The following is a 21,678-nucleotide window of genomic DNA, read 5'->3' on the forward strand; positions in this document are numbered from 1 at the left end:
GTCATTAACGCACCACTACGGCGACGCCTCATAACGTTATTTTAGACTTAACTTTTATAGTCAAAAATTTTGATAGGGGTTATTTTTTAGAGGCTATTAGCCAAAACTATAGAAGATATTTGACGAGCTTAAAAAGCTTAAGTTGATCTCTCGTTTATCCAATGTTAGTGGTTTTGTCTTAAAATAAAACAATGCCAAAACAGAAGAAATAAAAAGCATGTTTATCAATCACTTAAAATTTCTGGCCAATAAAAAATATCTGTATAACGCTATCAAACAACTTGCTGAAAACAGGACAAAAATAAAGCCGTATTTTAGCATTTTTTTGCTTCTAAGTCACTGTTTACTGGCAGTTTTATGGCTATTAAACCTGTCTTTAAGAATGGTAAATATTATTAGAAGGAATGGTATGAATATAGGCTGTCTTGGGACATGTATGAAATACACGATAGATAGGAAAAAGCAGGCACATTAAGATAAAAATACTTGACCTTGTTTCACGTGAAACACGTTCGGAGTTGACCATAACGACTGTACCAATGGCACAATATCATCGGTCAAACTGGTCATGAATACTTGGCATGGTAGCTTCGATAATGTCGATAATAAAATATGTATCGCTCTATTGTCTAACTCGGCAGTGATGTCATCTAACAACACCACTGGTGTGATTTGAGAGGTGGCATAGCCAGTAGATAAATCTGAGTCTGCGTTATTTAACAGTAGTGGTAGTTGTGACAAACGCAGCGCGGTAATCAGCAGCTTTTTTTCACCACGAGACAGCACGTTTGCTGCTTGTTCTTTTAAGACTGGCAACGCTTTATTCACATCAGTATCTATCTTCTCATTGATTAGAGCATCATTGAGCTTCGTTGAACCATGAGAGCGCCAATGCACATGAATATCCGCTCGGTGATTACCAATACGAGTATACCCCAGCTGTAAGTCCTGCTCTAATCGCTCATCAAGTTGCACATCAAGGGCGATACTGGTGTCATAGCCCGCACTATAGCTTAAGCTTAATTGTTCAGCATAGCTTGGCAGTAATTGAGTAATGCTTTTGGCAAAGTAAGGCTGCCATTCTTCGAATATGCGTTCGCGATAATGGTGAATCAATGCAGCATGATTACTCAACCCCTTGTCCCAAGATCTTAGCTCAGCGAGCTGTACTTGTGTTAAATGACGTGTTTTTTTTAGCAAACTATTGCGCTGTTTTAATAGACGTTGATAAGCTACCCACTGTGGATGAAAGCCTTGTTTCATGTGAAACACTAACCAATCCAGCAGCTGCCGACGACTGGCACTACCCTGCTCTAACATATCCATGGTTGAAGGATCGATTAATAAGGTTGGGAGTTGCTCGGTTAAGATGCTTTGGTTATAGACGGTGGTTTGGTTCAACCGCAAAATCGTCGTCGCGTCAGCTTGCTTTTGAATAGCCAAAGTACTGCCGTCATTGATCTTGGCATGGACAGTTGCAGTGTTTTGATGATGCTGGATATAGCGTTTTGGTTGATGATGACGAAAACTTTTGCCTCTTGATAACAAAAATATGGCTTCGAGCAACGATGTTTTTCCACTACCATTGACACCAATAATGACATTGCACGCCGCTGATGGTAGGTTGACTTGGGTCAGGTTACGAAGGTGTGAGATTTGTAGACGTTCAATCATAATACCGACAGCCGCCTATTAACATAGTTTATATTTATATACAAAAGTTTGTCTTTAAGAACTTTACAAGGTTTTGGAAGTTAAAATTTTTCATAAAGTTATGGAAATCACAGTATTTATATACAGTGCTTGCAGACTGCTCTATGGCTCAACTCCCAGTAATCCAAATATTATTTACCGAGCACTATATACGCATCGGCATGATGACATACTGATGAAATTCATCGTTCAACTGATTGACCAATACAGAGGCGTTTGATTGGCTCATATGCATTTGTATATCACCTTGGACCACGCCGAGAACGTCTTGTAAGTATGCTGCATTAAAAGACAACTCCATTGGTTCGCCTTGATATTTTGCTTGTATCATTTCGACCGCTTCGTCTTGCTCAGCGTTGTTGGCTCTTACTTCAACCATACCGTCGCTGGCAAAGTTAAATACCACGCCGCGAGATTTTTCATTACTCAAAATGGCCACACGGCGCAGTACGTCTGTCATTTTTTCTTGATTGAATAAAGCAAGCTTGTCAGTATTGCTCGGCATCACACGGCGATAATCAGGGAATTTGCCATCGATCAAACGAGCCGTAAAAGTCACCATTAAGTTTTGGGTGATTTGCCCTGCACTATCAACGTCACCAAATGGCAAACTGACTTGCAAGAATTCACGACCAAAACTGAGCGTGACTTGATTGTCTTGCTCACCCAGCATTTTGCCAAGCTCAGAAGCCAATCGCTCAAGCTCAATCACAGCTTTACGTGGCAAGATAGATTGCATATTAAGATCAGCACTCACATCAATCACACTACGCGCCAAAGCCAATCGATGTCCATCAGTGGCTACTGTCGTCAACTGCTGCTGTGATACGTCAAACAACATACCCGTCAGATAGTAACGTACATCTTGAATCGCCATCGCAAACTGTGTTTTATGAATCAAGTCTATCAGACGATTGCGGCTGATATTCAATGGCGTGATGTTTTCAGGATTGCCCAGACTTGGATAATCTTCGCTAGGTAATGTACCCAAGGTAAAACGACTTTTGCCACTGGTCAGCAGGCAACGCTCATTGGCTTGAGTGGCAAGATTGATTTGGGCTTGAGCAGGTAATGATTTACAGATGTCTTTTAGTTTCGTTGCAGGCAATGTGGTTGTACCTGCTTCTACACAGGCACCCGCAGGCAATTTCAATGTCGACGTCAGCTCCACTTCTAGATCAGAGGCAGTCAAAACAAGCGCTGACTCAGACAGCTGTAGCTTAATATTTCCCAAAATAACCATGTTGTGGCGTTTATCAGCCGCTTTGGCAATTAAATTAATGGCTTTTAGTAACGACTCTCGATTAATCGATAATTGCATGCTTAATTACTCTTATTGGTTACTCTTATTTGAATGGTTTCTTTGTATAAATATAAAATAGTGACTCAATAATACCTTGTCTACCAAGGATAATCCATCAGGTATCTGTGTGCTTATATGTCCGATATTATAAATCATCTGTCTTCACGAAAATACAGCGATACCCTTATCTATTAACCTGCTTGCAACATAAGCGCCAGCGTCTTGTAGTCCTTATCAAATGCAGGATCCGCCAGTCTCAGCTCATTCACTTTGTCACAGGCATGCATCACCGTTGTGTGGTCGCGGCCACCGAACGACTGACCAATTTCAGGAAAACTATCTCCAGTTAGTTCTCTTGATAACGCCATGGCTATTTGACGTGGTCTTGCAATACTGCGCGTACGTTTGCGACCCATGATGTCTTTTACCGTCACATCATAATACTCAGCGACTACCTTACGGATGTTGTCCATGTTCACCGCTTGAACACGCATAGCCACAATATCTTTTAGCGCATATTGCACCATTTCCAGCGTAATCTGAGCACCAGTCAGATTGGCATTGGCAAAAACCTGATTGAGAGCACCTTCTAAGCGTCTGACATTAGAGACGACATTTTGGGCAATGAATAGGGCACATTCTTTAGGTAAGGTCATGCCATACGAAGATGCTTTTTTCTGCAAAATTTGAACTCGAGTGTCAATCTCCGGTGGATCGACGGCAACCGTTAATCCCCAAGAAAAACGTGACCTAAAACGTTCGTCAAATTCTGTCATTTGTGACGGATGACGATCAGACGCTAAAATTAGCTGTTTATCACCACTGGTAAAATCAGCAAACAAGGTCAAAAACTCATTACTACTTTTGGTTTTTCCTGCTAATACGTGAATATCATCTACAATCAATAAATCTACTTTTTTAATTTTCTTTTTAAAATCTTCTATTTTATTATTTCTTAAAGAATAAACTAATTGATTAATAAATTTTTCAGAAGTGAAATAATAAAAACTTTGATTATTTTTTAAATAGCGATGTGCTACAGAATGCATTAAATGCGTTTTTCCCAAACCAGAAGGTCCGTATATAAATAAAGGATTATGCCGATTTTTTGATTGGCGCTTACTAAGCTCATAGCACGCCTTGTAGGCTAGATTATTAGACTTACCAGTGACAAATGTCTCAAAAGTAAAATCTGGATTTAGATAGCTCAGCGATTTTGCATCGGCAGAGTCAGAGAACTCTGCATGACGCATGTTGGCATCGATATCGGCTTTGGCATTGTTGTGATGAATGGTTTCAAATTTGTCATCTGCGAGGGTAGGGGAGGGGTTATCTTCAGCAAACAAAGACCCTGACTGCGATTGACTACTGTCTTCTCTATCACGGTCGGCGTTATCAACACGTACAACGACTTCCTCGATACTTCCTTGACTGTGCTTAGCAACCAGCTGCTGAATATCTTGTAAATGGTTTTTTTTGATGTAAGTGACAAAATAATCATTAGGAGCAAGTATGATCAACGTTTGCGCTTCTTGATGTGCTGATAATGGTCTCAACCACATCGTGAATACATTGTCTTTCACGTTATACCGTAAGTCGTTTAGACATTTGTCCCAGATATTTGCTGTGTCTATCATGAAAAGTATTAACCCTATAATTTAAATAATAGATGCATTTTAACGGTCTAAGCTATCACTTAACCCCGAACGCTACCCATAAGTAATCACTCAAAAAGTTCACTTGATAAACTATATAAAATCGTTTATCCAATAGGACGCTAATCTACCATAATCAGCCTGTGGATAACACCTTGTTTTTTGTGGATAAGCTTGTGGATAGTTTTGGGGATAAGTACAGATACTAAGTTATCCATATTTAACCCACAGCTTATCCACAGGCTTACCCATAGCCTAGTATTTTGATAAATAAAGAAAAATAAGAGTTAACCACAGAAAAAATGGCTCCCAATAACAACAATACTTATATATATTAATTAAATTATTATTATAGAGTTCGAGGTAAACTGTGGATAACTTCTAAAATTGAATAAAATAACAAGCGTTGTCTATGAGTAAATAATTGGATACTTAATCAGTAATCAGTAATCAGTAATCAGTAATCAGTAATCAGTAATCAGTAATCATCAAACGATAAATCTCATCCAACACAAAAAGTCAGATGAATATCTAAGTGAAATTACTTTATTGACCAATACCTTATGGAATGATATAATCCTCCGTTATTACGAATTTAGTCCATTATTTTGATAGGTGAGTTATGAAACGTACATTCCAACCAAGCGTGATCAAGCGTAAACGTACTCACGGTTTCCGTGCTCGTATGGCAACTAAAAAAGGCCGTCAGGTCTTAGCTCGTCGCCGCGCTAAAGGACGTCATCGTCTTACTGTATAATCAGTAAATTACGATACGTATGGCCTGTAACGCTTATCGTGTTCTTGTCATCTATCGATAGTGATAGTCAATTACCACACTGAACACTGATACGTAGCCATATATTAAAAGCGCCCACACAGGCGCTTTTTTTGTTTCTATCTTTTGCTATTATTCGTAAACTTGCCACTCGCTCTTACACTAGGTTGTGTTATGTCCAATACTGTTTCAGCTACACCTACCGCTCGTTTCACTAAAGAGCAGCGTTTGCTCACACCAGCAGCTTTCCGTGAAGTATTCGATGCGCCAGAGCGAAAGCTTCATCAGAGCCATCTGATGGCCTTTGTACGCGCTAATACCGAAGAAAAACCACGAGTGGGCATGGCCATCACCAAGCGTAAAGTACCTACCGCTGTTGCTCGTAATCTTATTAAACGTCAAATACGTGAACAGTTTCGTACTAAAGCATTTAATATAGAAAACAAAGATATTGTTTTTATCGTAAAAAAATCAATAAAAGATATAGATAAAAGAGAATTAAAAAATCAAATAAATAATATTTTTAAAAAAATAGAAAAAAAATAAAATGAAAATTTTATTAAATAAAATTAAAAGCATAATTTTTAGATTATTTTTTAATTTTATTGTTTTCTATCAAAAGATAATAAGCCCCATATTACCTGCGCGTTGTCGCTACTATCCAACGTGCTCAAATTATGGTAAACAGGCATTGGTATGGCATGGAGTTTGGGCTGGCAGTTGGTTGCTGTTAAAACGTATCAGTAGATGTCACCCATTAGGTGGGCACGGTATTGATTTTGTTCCTCTACCTTTAGCTTCCTATGAGTATCACTACCTCCCTCATACTATTTTTCCACATGTAAGTCATCATGGATTAGGCGTCTATAGAGACCACAACAGTTATGTTTGTCGTCTCAATCACTTAATGAAGGCGCAGTCATAGCAAGGCATGGCTTATTTTAGTATTGTGATTAATAAGTTACCCACAAGTTATCCACACTCTTGGTATCATTTAAAGCAGATTTTTAGTAAAATGATGCACATTTTATGTAAATGACTACCAATGCTGTTGTCACATACCAAGACAAGCGGGCGGGTGGTCATGACACATGCCCTAATTTTTCATTCCCTAATTTTTTAATCTAGGAAAGGTTTATGCAAAAGATATTTCGGGTGATGATCATCATTGCGATGTTAATCACCGCTTATCTGCTGATTTTGGCATGGCGAGATGATTATGCCGATGCGCCAGCTGTAGATGCGGTGCCAGAAACGACTGCTTCAGTAGGTGCTGACATTCCTTCTACTACTGGGGCAGCAGGTGATATTCCGGCACAGACGCAACCTGTCGGTAACGACGTTGTAACGGCTACTCCTGCTTCTGCTCAAGATACAGGTTTGATCACGGTAACCACCGATCGCTATGATATAAAAATCAGCCCAGAAGGCGGTGATATTGTTTATGCTGCTCTCAAACAATATGACGCAACGCTCAATAGCGAAAAGCCTTTCGTATTGCTAGAAAATAATAGTAATCGTGTGTATGTGGCTCAGTCTGGTCTTATTGGTCCAAACGGTATCGATACAGCAGATGGCCGCGCTGTTTATAGCCATACGGCAAATAATTATGTAATGGAAGAAGGGCAGCAAACCCTGTCTGTACCACTGACTTACAAAAAAGACGGCGTGACAGTCACTAAGACTTTTACTTTCACTGCCAACAAATACCCGATCGATATCAGTTATAAGATCCAAAACGCTTCTACAAACGCGTGGCAAGGTCAAATGTTTGCGCAGCTAAAGCGTGATGATAGTAAAGATCCTGGTATGTCTGATAAAGGTGCGCTGAGCATGGCGACCTATTTGGGCGGTGCTTGGGGTACGCCTGACGATCCTTACAACAAATTAAAATTTGGTAAGTTTAGCGATGGTGAATTGAACACGACCAGTGATAAAGGTTGGGTTGGGATCGTGCAGCATTATTTCGTTTCTGCATGGACACCTGAAAACTTCACAGGTAAGTTCTTCAGTCGTGAAACAGGAAATGATTACTTTATTGGCTTTAATAGTCAGCCAGTAAATGTAGCACCAAACAAGCAAATCACGTTGAATGCTACGTTGTATGCTGGTCCAAAAGTACAGTCTGAGCTCAAAGACGTTGCTGTTGGTCTTAATAAAACGGTTGATTACGGTCTACTTTGGCCAATATCAAAAGTCTTGTTTGCTATCTTGGAAGGTGTTCATAAAGTTGTTGGTAACTGGGGTTGGTCAATCATCATACTGACCATTTTGGTTAAAATTGCTTTGATGTGGTTCTCTAATAAGAGCTACTACTCAATGGCAAAAATGCGCGCTATCGCACCGAGACTGAAGACGCTAAAAGAAGAGCATGGCGACGATCGCATGAAGATGTCTCAAGAAATGATGGCTATCTACAAAGAAGAGAAAGTCAATCCGATGGCAGGTTGTTTGCCAATCTTGATGCAAATGCCGATTTTCTTAGCGTTATATTGGGTACTGGTTGAAAGTGTTGAGCTACGTCATGCCCCTTGGATTCTATGGATTCAAGATTTGTCAGCGATGGATCCATGGTTTATCCTACCGTTACTGATGGGTGCGTCGATGTTTGTACAGCAACAGCTGAATCCACAGCCCGCGGATCCAATGCAAGCAAAAGTGATGAAGTTCTTACCGATTATCTTCACCGCTTTCATGCTATTCTTCCCAGCTGGTTTGGTACTGTACTGGACAGTGAACAACTTATTCAGTATGACTCAGCAATACATCGTCAATAAAAAAGTTGAAGAAGAGCAAAAACGTCGTACGGTTAAGGTACTCGATTAACTGACAAGCTCGCAAAAATATGAAAACAAGAACCACCGCTAGCGCGGTGGTTTTTTTATAGGTGATAAATTTTTATCCACAGCTTATCAACATGCATGCGAAAACATCAACGATTAGACGACCTTTCAAAGTTTGCTTTGTCAGTCTGCGTCCAGCCGTCTATAATGGGGTTTTTAGCTACTGAGAGTGACTGTGGATTCCTTAGAGAGGGCGTTAACCGTACCCCATTCGTCTGAAAAATCTGATTCATCTGGAGCGACCACGATTGCTGCCATTGCAACGCCGCTTGGTCGTGGTGGGGTCGGCGTTATCCGTTTATCAGGTGCCCGTGCCTATGAGATTGCTTGTACCCTCACAGGTAAATCTGCTTTCACGCCACGTATGGCCAGTTTTTGCCGCTTTTATCAGGCTGATGGCACCGTCATTGATGAAGGGCTGGTGTTGTATTTTAAAGGCCCGCATTCATTCACTGGCGAGGATGTGATTGAGCTACAGGGTCATGGTGGCATGATCCTACAGAACCAGTTGCTCGCACGTGTATTTGAGCTGGGTGCAAAACAAGCGAGTGCGGGTGAGTTTTCTTATCGCGCTTTTGATAATGATAAATTGGATTTGGTACAGGCAGAAGCCATCGCTGATGCGATCGATGCAACCAGTGCAGCTGCCGCCAGTAGTGCCATTCGCTCTCTAAGTGGTGAGTTCTCTCAAAAGATTAATCAATTATTAGAGCAGCTGATTCATCTGCGTTTACATGTGGAAGCGGCGATTGATTTTCCAGATGAAGAAGATGTAGATTTTTTGTCTGATGGTGTTATACAAGATAAGCTTGAGCAAACACAGGCGAAGATTCAACAAGTATTAGCGACTGCCAAACAAGGTCAGTTGTTGCGTGATGGTATCCATGTGGTGTTGGCAGGTAGACCAAATGCAGGTAAATCAAGCCTGCTGAATCGACTGGCAGGGCAAGAGAGAGCGATTGTGACCGATGTGGCTGGTACCACTCGTGACACGCTACAAGAGACGGTCGTACTCAATGGTTTGACATTGCATTTAACCGATACTGCCGGTCTGCGTGAAACAGAAGATACGGTTGAGCGCATTGGTATTGAGCGTGCGCGTACAGCGATTACTCAAGCTGATATGCTGCTAATGGTCTATGATGTGACCCGTGATCTGAAAGAAGAAAGTACACCACTACAGCTTGCTGAGCAGTTGTTTGGAGCGCTACCAGAGGCGAAACGCTTATTGATTATTGCCAATAAAAGCGACTTACTCAGTGACAGCCATGCCGAAAAAACCGCTATTGTTTCAAAAAAAGAAATAGAAAATCAAGGATATGAGCAAGTCAATGTTTCATGTGAAACAGGTGTTGGTATTGATACATTAATTGAGGCGCTATGTACCAAGGTAGGGTTTCATCCGCCAGAGAACAGCTTGATTGCTCGCACGCGCCATATAGATGCATTACGCAGAACAGCAGATTACCTGACAGAAGCACACGAGCAGCTCACAGTGTTTATGGCAGGAGAACTGGTTGCTGAAAGCTTACGTCAAGCACAGCAAAGTCTGGGTGAGATCACGGGTGAATTTAGCGCGGATGATTTACTGGGTAAGATATTTGGTAGCTTTTGTATTGGTAAATAATCCACGAACATGCCGCTTGGGTAAGCTGATAAGTAATGATTGCCCAATAAGTGGCGGCACTTGCTTTTAATAGAATAAGGAAGATGGAATGCACTGTCCGTATTGTAATGCGTCAGACACGAAGGTTATCGACTCGCGCCTTGCTGCGGAAGGTGCGCAAGTTCGCCGCCGCCGCTCTTGCAACAGTTGCCAAGAGCGCTTTACCACTTTTGAGATGGTCGAGGTAGTGATGCCAAGAATCATCAAATCAAGTAGCAAAATTGAGCCTTACGACAACGAAAAATTGCGACGCTCTATTTTATTGCCTTTACAAAAACGTCCGATTACCATTGATGAGCAAGAGGCAATGATTAGCCGTGTTGAAAAGCGCGTCAGGCAGATGGGTGAGCGTGAGATTAGCAGTAAAGTCTTGGGCGAGATCATCATGAGTGAGCTCAAAGCATTGGACGATGTTGCCTATGTACGCTTTGCCAGCGTGTATCGTGATTTTCAAGATATTGATGCCTTTCATCAAGAAATCGCCAATATTCGCCCAAATGAAAAAGACTAAAAAGTGGGTGAGTGTAGTTAATCCTAAATAAAAAAAGTCCAACAATGATAATGGCCTGCCAACAATATATGTTCGTCGCCTCTGTCTGCGAAGGCACATCAAGCAAGAACATGCGATATTGATAGCAGTGTATTTATTTTATATTGGATTGACTATATTGTCTTATGATTGGGCTATTTTTTGATGAAAAATACCTTTCTGTTGTAGACACGCTTGAACCCATGATTTTGTTAAAGCACTATTTTCTCAATAATACTCACCCAATCTTTTAAGCTTCCTTTATGCCAACTCAAAACCACGCGCTAGATGCTCAAGACCGTTACTTTATGATGCTTGCCATTGAGCAAGCTAAGCACGGCTTGTATACCACCAGACCCAATCCAGCCGTTGGCTGTGTCATCGTTCAGGCAGAAACAATCGTGGGCCAAGGGTTTCATCCCAAAGCGGGTGAGCCGCATGCAGAAGTATTTGCAATCAAAGACGCGGGTGCCCAAACCATCGGAGCAACTGCGTACGTGACATTGGAGCCTTGTAGTCATACAGGACGCACCCCACCTTGCGCAATTGCCCTTATTAAAGCAGGCATAAAACGTGTCGTAATTGCAGGTCTCGACCCCAACCCACAGGTCGCAGGTCGCGGTGTAGCCATATTGCAGCAGGCAGGAATCGAGGTCAAGGTGGGCGTCCTGACAGCACCAGCAGAAGCGCTCAATCGTGGGTTTTTAAAAGCCATGCGCACTCAGATGCCTTATGTGCGCCTAAAAATGGCGACCAGTCTGGATGGTCGTACGGCAGTGGCTTCAGGTGAATCAAAATGGATTACCTCAGCAGATGCTCGTGAAGATGTGCAAACATTACGTGCACGCAGCGGCGCTATCATCACTGGCAGTGAAACTATTATTGCTGATAATCCTCAGCTCAATGTACGCTCTACGCAATTGGGCGTTTCATTAGAACAAGTACCAACACCGAGAGTCGTTGTTCTGGATAGACGCCAACGTTTAAGCCATGACCCACATTCTGAGTATCAGCTATGCCGTCGTTCAGAGACGCTTTATTGGCGTACAGATGATTTGACTGCTTTACTAAAAAACTTGGTGAGTGAGCATCACTGTTATGACATTTTGGTAGAAGCGGGTGCTGGTATTGCGGGCAGTTTTTTAAGTCAGCAACTGGTTGATGAGCTAATCGTTTATCAAGCACCTTGTGTATTGGGCAATACAGCAAGAGCCATGGTCGAGTTCAATCCATTGAGCTTGGCGCAGCAATTACGGTTTGAGATAGAGAGTCATAAAAAGATAGGGCACGATCTTAAGTTGACCTTATTACCCTTATAGGTTGAGATATAGACTTGAACTTATCGCTTTTAAGATACTTATCCACAACCTATATACATTGTGAGCTAAATGTGGATAAGTCATAACAGAGATAATAGGTTTCACATGAAACTGTGTATAACTTTGTTTCACATGAAACTTATATAAAGTATTTTCCATAGAATAATTATAAAAATACTAATAAAATCAATATTTTAGTTTTAATTCTACCGTGCCTTCTAACTATTTAGAAATATGACCAATTTGTGGATAACTTTTAGATAAGATAGGTTTATAGTAGTTTAAAGGCTGATTTTTTTTACTTATCCACAACTTATACCCTAATACGCTTGAAAAACGCTATGTTTCCCTAAAAATAGAAGTGCACTATTTATTATCAGCGATAGGAAAAAGTCACAATATAATCAATATATAGTGTCTATCGCGACGATATCACCACAAGATGAGGTTTGTATGTTTACCGGAATTATAGAAAGTGTTGGAAAAGTAAAATCTATGCAACCCACGGGTGGCGACATACGTTTGACAATAGAGTCAGATGAATTAGATTTTAGCGATGTGAAACTGGGAGATTCTATCGCCTCAAATGGTATTTGTCTCACTGTCGTCGATTTTGGCAGTAATCATTACTCTGTTGACGTTTCACGTGAAACTATTGCGCGGACTGCGTTAGAAACGTTAAAAGCAGGACATACTGTCAATTTAGAAAAAGCAATGCTACCCACCACTCGCTTTGGTGGTCATATCGTTGCAGGTCATGTAGACGGCGTCGGCATCGTTAGTAAGCTACAACAAGATGCACGTTCTATCTATATCGAAATTGAGATACCGCAAGAGTTGGCGCATTACACCGCGACCAAAGGGTCTATCACCATTGATGGTATCAGCTTAACGACCAATCTTGTACGCGACAATATCGTTTCTTTAAATATCATCCCGCACACGGCCCAAGTCACCAATATCGCCAAGCACTGGCTGGTTGGTAATAAGGTTAATGTTGAGGTGGATATCGTCGCACGTTACTTAGAGCGTTTGTTGAGCAAGTCACAAACTGGTGGTATGAATGCACCAAGCCCACAAAGCCAAATTACAGAAGCCTTCTTAGCAGATAATGGCTTTATGAAATAAGCTTTATGGTATAGCCTCAATAAATCTCCATTGAGGGTGAATGAATTTTTGTGAGTCGCTAGTTGAAAGGGTATTCAGAGTGATTATGACGCTGTTATAAAAGCTTGTAAAACTGTCACTAGCGCTTTCTTATTAATGGGCTTGGTTAAAAACTCGTCCATACCTGCCTGTATACAAGCCTCGCGATCCTCCTGGGTGTTGTTTGCTGTTAGCGCAACGATAGGAATATCATCGCCTTGCGCACGGATTGCTTGAGTGGCTTGTAGTCCATCCATGACTGGCATTCGACAGTCCATCAAAATCAGTAAAATTTCATGGCGTTGACTCTTTAAACAGTCGAGCGCTTGCTGACCATCTTCTGCAACGATACTACGATAACCCAGCTTACTTAGCATTTTGCAGGTTATTTTTTGGTTGGTTGGACTGTCTTCTACCACCAAAATCAGCGGAAGAGGCGTTTCATTGAGGAAGACGCTGATCGATTCGTTTGTCACGGGTGTTAGCGGACTGCTGTTTTCTTCATGCATTAGGGGTTGAACCAGTTTTTGCCTTGCTGTTGAGGTTAAACGCAACATCTCAGACAGTAATAAAGTCATGTCTAGTGGTTTGTTTAAGAATCCATCGTATTTTCCTAACAGCACAGAGGGAATACGGCGCTCAGGCTTTATGCTAAACAATATTTTTGGTAGTGATGGATAGGTCAGTAAGATGTTCAAAGCTTCTTGTCTGTCACGATTAATTAATGCTTTGTCTACCGTTTCTATAGGCTCTACTACGTCATGCTCTATATGGACCGTTTCTGGCTTTTGATGCTCTGTATTATGACCGCTTGTGGTATTTATCACGATAGGCGTGGTAATCGTCTCATAGTATTCATAATCCAATAGCAATATCGGTACCAGTGTCGGGCGCATCTGCGCTACTTTGTCTATAAGTGACTGGATATCAACCAAATCTATAGAGGTATAAATAGTAGTCGACACGGACAAATATGTGCATAAGCGCTGTATTTTTGTAGCGACCAGTGGTTGATTGACGATGGCAATGAGGTGAATGTTTGTCAGCTGCTGATTGTGATGATAAATGGGTTGATAGTTTGGCCTACGACACGGCAGATATAGGTTAAAGATGCTGCCTTTACCTACTGTACTTTTTAATTCAATAAAACCACCCAGTAACTGAGCAAAGCTATTGGCATTGTTTAAACCAATGCCTGTTTTAACCGTATTTTGCTCTATGTGCTCATGGGCTTGTTGGTCATTCTGGAAAAGGCTTGTCATCAAATTTTTCTGTTTGTCTGCCGATATGCCGATACCTGTATCTTCGATACTAAAACGAACCCAGTGAGATGATGGTTCTGCCAGTTTATTCTCATTGGAAGGCAATAAATGATCTTTGCCAATGTCCATAATCTGTGCTTTGGTCACGCGATCGATAATGAGGGAGACATGACCTGAGGTGGTAAATTTTATGGCATTTTTCAATAAGTTCAACAGTATCTGGCGTAACCGGATGTCATCAGTGTCAATACAACGTGGACAGTCGGGCATAAAGAAATAAATCAATTCTATGCCTTGCTGCCGTGCATTGCTGATGACTAGATTGTTGATCTCTTGCCCAAGTTTGTAGATATCTATCGGCTCGATAGTAAGCCGCGTTTTTCTTACTTCCACCTCTTCTATACCGAAGGTGTTATTGAGCATGTTCAACATGCTTTGACTGGCAGTGATCAGTGATTTTAAGATTTCATGCCTTTCTGGAGTCAGGGTAGAGGGGTCAATTGGCTCAAGCAGATCAATCATCGCTTCTAGTGGTATACGTAGCTGATACCCTGTCAAAGAGCGCAACTTATTTAATTCATCAAGCTTTTGTTGCAACTGCTGGTTTTGTAGCTGTAATTGTTCGGTTTGGTTGGCAAATTCATGGATGTTACTCAGAAGTACCGTAAAACCATGAATCTGCTCATGTTCACCAAACCAAGGCGTGACGTGAAGCTGATAAGTTTGTTTATTCTGTAAGCCATAAACAATCAAGGTACGAGTCAATCGCAAGCTTGCTAACGTCTGTAATAATTGCTGAGTGGATGCGTCCTTGCCCGCCACAAAATCTGTCAACTCATAACGCTTATCCTCTTGTGAGGACTCTATAAAAATTTGCTCAAAACGTTGGTTAAAAAAACTGATTTGACCATGACGCATGATCATGAGCATCGGTAAAGGCGCTTGTTCAACCAAACGCTCAAGACGATGATTGAGGGTTTTGATACGGCGATAGTCATTGTGCAGCTGATAACTGACGCGGCTTAATGCATGACCTAGATACAAAAACTCAGGCGTAGAGTTTTTGTGCAAAAACGGCGGCGGGCTATAGGCTTCTTTTGCGTGGCTACTTAAACTGTCGGTATAGCTCAGGAGTTGCTCCCAATTATTGCGACGACTGAGCATATAGATGATGGCGATAAGGAAAAACATAATCGCTGTCATCAATGGTAGCCAATAACGGTAAGATATCCAATCAATAGCAATCGGCTTATGGCGCAATATGATATAGATTTGGTGACCGCTTTTGAGTTTGATAGTGCCTGTTAGGGCGCGATTGCTCAGTGTATAGGCGCTATGACTGTTATCGTCAAAGGGTGAGAGGATAATAGGAAAAGTCACGGTGGCAAATGCAGGTTCATTAGGACGGACGTGGCGATGAATATACGTCTGCCCAGATGGCATCATAAAAATCAGCTGATAACTGATATCCTCAAACGCTGGCTGCTCTAAAAGCGTTTTAATCTCAGTATTTACTGGAATGGTATGACTGGTGATTTCGTGTTGTAAGGTATGAAAAATATCGACACTTTGTTCTTCATTGTGCTGCTTTACATCATAAAAAAGTGTGAAGTAATACAGTGCCAGCATCACTAGCACCGTCAGCCCGTAAAATATAATTAAGCGTTGTAAGGACTGAAACTGTTGCATGAAAGCGTGGTCCTATGTCGACACAAGAAGGGACTATGAATAAGTAACAAGCTCAGCGTGATAGAGGATCTGCCGAATCCATTCAGATTTTTTATTATAAAGACAAACGGTATCATTAGTCACGCTCGATTGCTGCTATTACAATCATGGCACAACATTGCAAACTCCCCTATAATGGGGAACCACCTACATATACTGCCTGATTATGATTACAAGTGCTTCGACTACAACTGATTCAGTCTCTGATTTATCTGCTTCTCTTACTACCAACCCTATTCAATCCAATCAGCGATTGAGAGTGGTATTCGCTGGCACGCCTGAATTTGCTGCGCTCAGTCTTGAGGCGCTTATCAGTCAGCAAGAAGCACTAAATATAGACATCGTCGCTGTCTACACCCAGCCTGATCGTAAAGCAGGACGTGGTCAAAAACTGTCCGCGTCAGCAGTCAAGCAAGTTGCATTAAACCATGATATAGCGGTCGAGCAGCCAGCTACTTTCAAAAAATCTAGCGTGGAGGGCATGACGGCGCGTCAGATTTTGCGTACTTATCAGCCTGACGTCATGATTGTGGCAGCTTACGGTCTTATTTTGCCGATTGGTGTATTGACCACGCCTACTCATGGTTGCCTAAACATTCATGGCTCATTGTTGCCACGCTGGCGCGGGGCGGCGCCTATCCACCGTGCGCTATTAGCAGGAGATGACGAGACTGGCATCACTATTATGCAAATGGATAAAGGGCTAGATACAGGCGACATGCTTTATAAGGTCAGTTGTCCTATTGCGGCAGAAGACACCGCATCGAGTCTGCACGATAAGTTGGCAGCGCTTGGGGCGACCGCTATTACCACGGTATTAAAAGATTTGTCCCATTATCAGGCACAGGCAACGGCTCAAGATGACACGCAAGCCAATTATGCCGAAAAGCTTATCAAAACCGAAGGCGAGATTGATTGGACGCAGTCTGCTACTGTGATTGAACGACAAATTCGTGGATTGATGCCATGGCCTGGTGCTTATACTTTTTTGGCAGGACAACGTGTCAAAATACTCTCGTCACTACCCATCAATACAACGCAGCAAACAGATAAGCCAGCCGGCACTGTCGTGAGTGTTGGTCGCAAAGCCGTTTTAGTTGCTTGTGGCACACAAAGCCTTTATCAGAAAACGCTTGATAATACAGTCAATGACAGTCATCAAAATAGCAATATGCAAGATAGCAGTAAGCCCCTTGCCAGTACCTTGGCGATCACCAGCCTACAGTTTGCAGGTGGGAAGCCGATGACGGCGGAACAAGTCTGTCATGGCAATCAGCTCAACGATGGCGACCAGTTCACAGCAGAATCAAAATAGCACACCCACATTTAACCTTACTTGCACAAGACGTTATCCATCCTACGTCAAGGAAATCCAATTTAATGAGAAACACCAGCAGCACGTCTAAAAACAATGCACCCAGAAACAACAAGCTTAAGCCATCAAGTAACCTTATTATGAATGGCAGCGTGCGCGTGCGTGTGATTCGCACCTTGCTTGCTATCCAAAATGGTCAGTCGCTCTCAAGTGTGCTCGACCCATTATTAAACAGCTTGCACGACGGTGACAAAGGCTTTGCTCATGCATTATTATTGACGACGTTACGTCAGTGGCACGCGCTTGCACGTTTGCTCGATACCTTAGCGGACAACCCGATTGATGAGGTTGAAGTTCGCACGACGATCCAAGTGGGTTTGGTGCAATTGCTGTATTTAGAAGTCGCTGATCATGCTGCCATTCATGAAACCGTTGAAGCGGTCAAAGACATTGAATTTGCTCATGCAAGTGGTCTGGTCAATGCTATTTTGCGTAAAGTCGCTAAAAACCCCAGCAAATTTCGTAAAAAATGCGATAAAAAACATAGCCTACCCAATTGGCTCGCTTATCAGCTTAAGCAAGACTGGAGTGAGCAGTATGATGAGCTGACTCAAGGCTTACGCCAAGCAGCACCGATGTTTTTACGAGTGAATACTGCTATTGGCTCAGTAGAAGATTATCAGCACACATTGGATGGGGCGGAGATTGACGCCGACTTGGTTGAGCTGACGAGCGGTATCCGTTTATCGAACGCATCAGCGACGACGCTATCAACGACAGGATTAAGACTACATCAGAGCACTGCCGTGAATGCGCTGCCTCATTTTGCTGACGGCGCTGCTAGCGTACAGGATATGCATGCTCAGCTTGCCGCACCCATTATTAATCAAGCATTGATGGCTAAGCTTAGCGCAGAAAGCTCTGATACTGACAGTGATGAAAAGAGCGATGAGTTACATATCTTAGATGCTTGTGCTGCGCCTGGTGGCAAGCTCGCTCATTGGTTAGAATTAATTAGCTCAAATGAGTCTTCATTGTTTCACGTGAAACAAAACGATGAATCAGTTTCTATGGTTTCGAAAGTGAAGCTAACTGCTATCGATAACGAAGCACCACGTATCGAACGCATTCATACTAATTTACAACGCTTGAATTTAAGTCAGCATGACTTGCAGCAAGCTGAAAAAAATATTGAGCTTAACATTGTCTGTGCGGATGCAACCACATGGCAAGGGGCTGGTAAGAAAAAGAGCAAACTCGTATTTGACGCCATATTGCTAGATTCACCTTGTACGGCGACAGGTGTGATCCGTCGTCATCCTGATATCAGTATCTTGCGTACTGAGGAAGACATCGAGCAAACGGCATTGCTACAAGCTGATATTTTGCATAACCTATGGCCACAGCTCAAAGCTGGCGGTTATCTGTTGTATGTCACGTGCTCTATCTTAAAGCAAGAAAACGTCGAACAAATGCAGGATTTTATGACTTACTATACTAATGTAGCAGCTGTTGAATTTAGCGACGATTGTAATTGGGGTATCGAACAAGCGATTGGCCGCCAATGCTTGCCGATTGATAGCGAGAGCGGCGACGGCTTTTATTATGCGTTGTTGCAAAAAACTTCTGAATGAGCCATTTTAACTATTGAATAACATTATTGTAGACAGGACAATCTAATGAAATATATCAGTACCCGTGGTCAGACAGCGCCGATGGACTTTAGTGATGTGCTATTAATGGGTCTTGCACCAGACGGTGGTTTGATGCTGCCTGAGCATTACCCAAACATTGACAATACCACGCTTGATGAATGGCGAACACTTAGCTATCCACAGCTTGCCTTGGCAATCATGAAGCGTTTTGCGACTGATATTCCTGTCAACGATTTGCAAGATATCATTGAGCGTACTTATACCGCTGATGTATTTGGCTCTGCCGACATTGTTCCTGTCCGCAAGCTTGAAGACAATTTATACATCTTGGGTTTATCAAATGGCCCAACGCTGGCATTCAAAGATGTGGCCATGCAGTTTTTGGGCAATGCCTTTGAATATGTACTCAAAAGAAAAGACGCACGTATTACTATCATTGGTGCGACCAGTGGCGATACGGGTAGTGCCGCAGAATATGCTCTGCGCGGTAAAGACAATATTGAAGTCTTTATGCTATCACCTCATGGCAAAATGAGTGAGTTTCAACGGGCGCAGATGTATAGCTTGACCGATAGCAATATCCACAATATCGCCATCGATGGTATGTTTGATGATTGTCAAGATATCGTCAAAGCACTGCAACAAGACGCTGAGTTTAAAGCCGCCTATAGCTTGGGAACCGTGAACTCCATCAACTGGGGACGCATACTGGCGCAGATCGTTTATTATTTCAAAGCGTATTTTGCGGTGACGACAAGCAACGACGAAAAAGTCAGCTTTAGCGTGCCATCTGGTAACTTCGGTAATATTTGCGCAGGCCACATCGCTCGTGAAATGGGCTTGCCAATCGATCGTTTGATCGTGGCGACCAATGAAAACGATGTCTTAAATGACTTTTTTAATAAAGGTGCGTATCAACCACGCCCGACTGAAAAAACCTACGTCACTTCAAGCCCATCAATGGATATCTCCAAAGCCTCTAACTTTGAGCGTTTTGTTTATCTGTTGCTTGAAAAAGACAGTGCGCGTGTTCATGAGTTATTCGACGGTGTAAAATCAGGCAAAGGTTTTGACTTGTCAGATGTGATGGAAGCAGTGAATACGCGCTATGGATTTGCCGCTGGTAAATCGACTCACAATGACCGCTTACAAACTATCAAAGCGCTTTATGAGCAGTATGGTGAACTGGTTGATCCACATACCGCTGATGGTATCAAAGTCGCCAAAGAGTTGCAGCTAGACGGCGAAGTGATTATTTGTGCAGAGACGGCATTGCCGGTGAAGTTCGCGGAGACGATTGTTGAAGCCATTGGTCAGACAGATATTGCACGTCCTGCTCATACAGAAGGTCTAGAGAGTTTGCCGCAGCACGTGGTGGTACTAGACAATAATGCTGAACTGGTGGCTGAGCAAATACGTCAGCATGTCATGCCAACCTCAGCTTAATATACTGGAAATTTATAGCGACATCTTCTAAAAAAAACCACACGAGTAACGGTTTTAAGGTTACGCCATTGTAATAAATTGTTTATGATTGTGTTATGGTAGATATGATTGTAATATTAGAAACAGCGTTGGCGGGTCATTATTATGCCAGATGCTCTTTTAAGAATCATACCAGTCAAACAGTGGTATATATTGTGGATATAATAATGAAGATGAGCTTAAAAAAGATAGCAAGAGCACTGTTATTGACAACCTTTAGTAGTGCCATGCTAATGACCACGGCTTACGCAAATAACCCACCACCAACCATTAAAGCAGATGCGCCCAATCGCTATATCGTCAAAAAAGGCGACACCTTGTGGGACATCTCAGGACGCTATCTGGACAGTCCGTGGCGATGGAAAGAAATTTGGGCCACTAATAAACAAATCAAAAACCCAAATCTTATTTATCCTGATGACATTCTCATCTTGTGTGTGATTCAAGGCAAAACCCTCATCGGTGTGGACACTGGCGAAGGGTGCGCTGGGGTCGAAAAACAATTATTAGGCAATACAGTTGCCAGCACAGTCACCGTCACTTCTACTGCCAACAGTATTCCTCCTATCCCGCTGTCTGCTATTCAACATTGGTTAGATAAAGCGATCATCGTCAATCCCCAAGATTTCAATACCACGCCTTATATATTAGCTTCTAAAAACCGTAATTTAATCACGGCAAGTGGTGATAAAGTGTATGCCAAAGGCGTGCCCCTTATCGTGGGTCAGCGCTATGGTATTTACCGCGAAGGTGAGCTATATGTGGAGCCCAAAACGCAAAAAGTGATTGGCTTAGAGGTTACCCAAGTGGCGACAGGATTAGTTACAGCGACAGAAACCAATGGTGTCACAAGCCTACAGCTCACAGACAGTTATGGCAAAGAAGTACGTGAAGGGGACCGAGTATTTGTTGAGCTGAATAACTCTATTCCGCCAGTGTTTTATCCTGAGCCTGCGTCTGTAAGCCGTGGTGGACTCGTTGTGCGAGTCATGGATTCTATCAGCTCAGCTGCGAAGGGTAGTGTGGTCGCCATCAATCTAGGTAGTGCGCAAGGCGCTAAACCTGGTGATGTGCTGACAGTCTATCAAAAAGGCCCATTGGTGCGTGATACTAAAGACAATGACATGCCTGTTCGTTTGCCAAATGAGCCAAGTGGTACGGTAATGATTTTTAATACCTTTGACCATATTAGCTATGCGTATGTATTAGATTCTGAGCTACCACTCAACGTGGGCGATCAGCTATTACCGCCGCCTTACTTATAACGATCTATCGCTGGTTTGA

At 42.3% G+C, this 21,678-nt stretch carries 16 protein-coding genes; 12 read left to right on the top strand and 4 right to left on the bottom strand.

The features are described 5' to 3' along the window. Positions 1-471 precede the first annotated feature (471 nt). From recF to dnaA, 3 genes are all read right to left on the bottom strand, one after another. Positions 472-1,674, bottom strand: a complete 1,203-nt coding sequence (gene recF / locus FW759_RS10680; RefSeq protein WP_443531205.1) for a DNA replication/repair protein RecF — start codon at positions 1,672-1,674, stop codon at positions 472-474. Positions 1,675-1,858: 184 nt separating this feature from the next. Continuing rightward, a complete protein-coding gene (gene dnaN / locus FW759_RS10685) occupies positions 1,859-3,034 on the bottom strand; it encodes a DNA polymerase III subunit beta (RefSeq protein WP_131395799.1) in 1,176 nt (391 codons plus the stop codon). A gap of 173 nt (positions 3,035-3,207) precedes the next feature. Then, the gene (gene dnaA, locus FW759_RS10690; protein ID WP_062843451.1) at positions 3,208-4,653 is read right to left on the bottom strand and encodes a chromosomal replication initiator protein DnaA; all 1,446 of its coding nucleotides are present in this window, start codon (positions 4,651-4,653) and stop codon (positions 3,208-3,210) included. A gap of 640 nt (positions 4,654-5,293) precedes the next feature. On the opposite strand from dnaA, the gene rpmH reads away from it, so the two are divergent. The 8 genes from rpmH to FW759_RS10730 all read left to right on the top strand — a co-directional run bounded on the left by rpmH (position 5,294) and on the right by FW759_RS10730 (position 12,931). Continuing rightward, a complete protein-coding gene (gene rpmH / locus FW759_RS10695) occupies positions 5,294-5,428 on the top strand; it encodes a 50S ribosomal protein L34 (protein ID WP_007394757.1) in 135 nt (44 codons plus the stop codon). Between the two features lie 192 nt (positions 5,429-5,620). Continuing rightward, positions 5,621-5,992, top strand: a complete 372-nt coding sequence (gene rnpA / locus FW759_RS10700) for a ribonuclease P protein component (protein ID WP_443531206.1) — start codon at positions 5,621-5,623, stop codon at positions 5,990-5,992. A gap of 1 nt (position 5,993) precedes the next feature. Further along, positions 5,994-6,371, top strand: a complete 378-nt coding sequence (gene yidD / locus FW759_RS10705; protein WP_446442983.1) for a membrane protein insertion efficiency factor YidD — start codon at positions 5,994-5,996, stop codon at positions 6,369-6,371. Positions 6,372-6,583: 212 nt separating this feature from the next. After that, on the top strand, positions 6,584-8,272 hold the full coding sequence (gene yidC / locus FW759_RS10710) for a membrane protein insertase YidC (RefSeq protein ID WP_095569429.1): 1,689 nt from the start codon (positions 6,584-6,586) through the stop codon (positions 8,270-8,272). A 264-nt stretch (positions 8,273-8,536) separates the two neighbouring features. After that, entirely contained in the window at positions 8,537-9,916 is a 1,380-nt protein-coding gene (gene mnmE / locus FW759_RS10715) for a tRNA uridine-5-carboxymethylaminomethyl(34) synthesis GTPase MnmE (protein WP_446443023.1), read from the top strand. A gap of 88 nt (positions 9,917-10,004) precedes the next feature. Beyond that, the gene (gene nrdR, locus FW759_RS10720) at positions 10,005-10,466 is read left to right on the top strand and encodes a transcriptional regulator NrdR (protein ID WP_062845766.1); all 462 of its coding nucleotides are present in this window, start codon (positions 10,005-10,007) and stop codon (positions 10,464-10,466) included. Positions 10,467-10,747: 281 nt separating this feature from the next. Further along, positions 10,748-11,803, top strand: coding sequence for a bifunctional diaminohydroxyphosphoribosylaminopyrimidine deaminase/5-amino-6-(5-phosphoribosylamino)uracil reductase RibD (ribD, locus tag FW759_RS10725; RefSeq protein ID WP_446442984.1), 1,056 nt, complete (start codon positions 10,748-10,750; stop codon positions 11,801-11,803). A gap of 453 nt (positions 11,804-12,256) precedes the next feature. Beyond that, entirely contained in the window at positions 12,257-12,931 is a 675-nt protein-coding gene (locus tag FW759_RS10730) for a riboflavin synthase (protein ID WP_353670637.1), read from the top strand. An 83-nt stretch (positions 12,932-13,014) separates the two neighbouring features. Here FW759_RS10730 and FW759_RS10735 read toward each other — a convergent pair whose 3' ends face one another. Further along, complete coding sequence (locus FW759_RS10735; protein WP_446442985.1) at positions 13,015-15,900, bottom strand: response regulator; 2,886 nt, start codon at positions 15,898-15,900, stop codon at positions 13,015-13,017. A 205-nt stretch (positions 15,901-16,105) separates the two neighbouring features. Here FW759_RS10735 and fmt point away from each other — a divergent pair, with 205 nt between their 5' ends. From fmt to FW759_RS10755, 4 genes are all read left to right on the top strand, one after another. Beyond that, positions 16,106-17,254, top strand: coding sequence for a methionyl-tRNA formyltransferase (fmt, locus tag FW759_RS10740; RefSeq protein WP_446442986.1), 1,149 nt, complete (start codon positions 16,106-16,108; stop codon positions 17,252-17,254). A gap of 65 nt (positions 17,255-17,319) precedes the next feature. Continuing rightward, positions 17,320-18,888 (top strand): transcription antitermination factor NusB, encoded by a 1,569-nt coding sequence (locus FW759_RS10745; protein ID WP_446442987.1) that lies wholly within the window; start codon positions 17,320-17,322, stop codon positions 18,886-18,888. A 45-nt stretch (positions 18,889-18,933) separates the two neighbouring features. Next, complete coding sequence (gene thrC, locus FW759_RS10750) at positions 18,934-20,355, top strand: threonine synthase (RefSeq protein WP_446442988.1); 1,422 nt, start codon at positions 18,934-18,936, stop codon at positions 20,353-20,355. Positions 20,356-20,561: 206 nt separating this feature from the next. Next, complete coding sequence (locus tag FW759_RS10755; RefSeq protein WP_446442989.1) at positions 20,562-21,659, top strand: LysM peptidoglycan-binding domain-containing protein; 1,098 nt, start codon at positions 20,562-20,564, stop codon at positions 21,657-21,659. Positions 21,660-21,678: the final 19 nt, after the last annotated feature.

This window comes from Psychrobacter sp. 1176_08 (assembly GCF_052850615.1).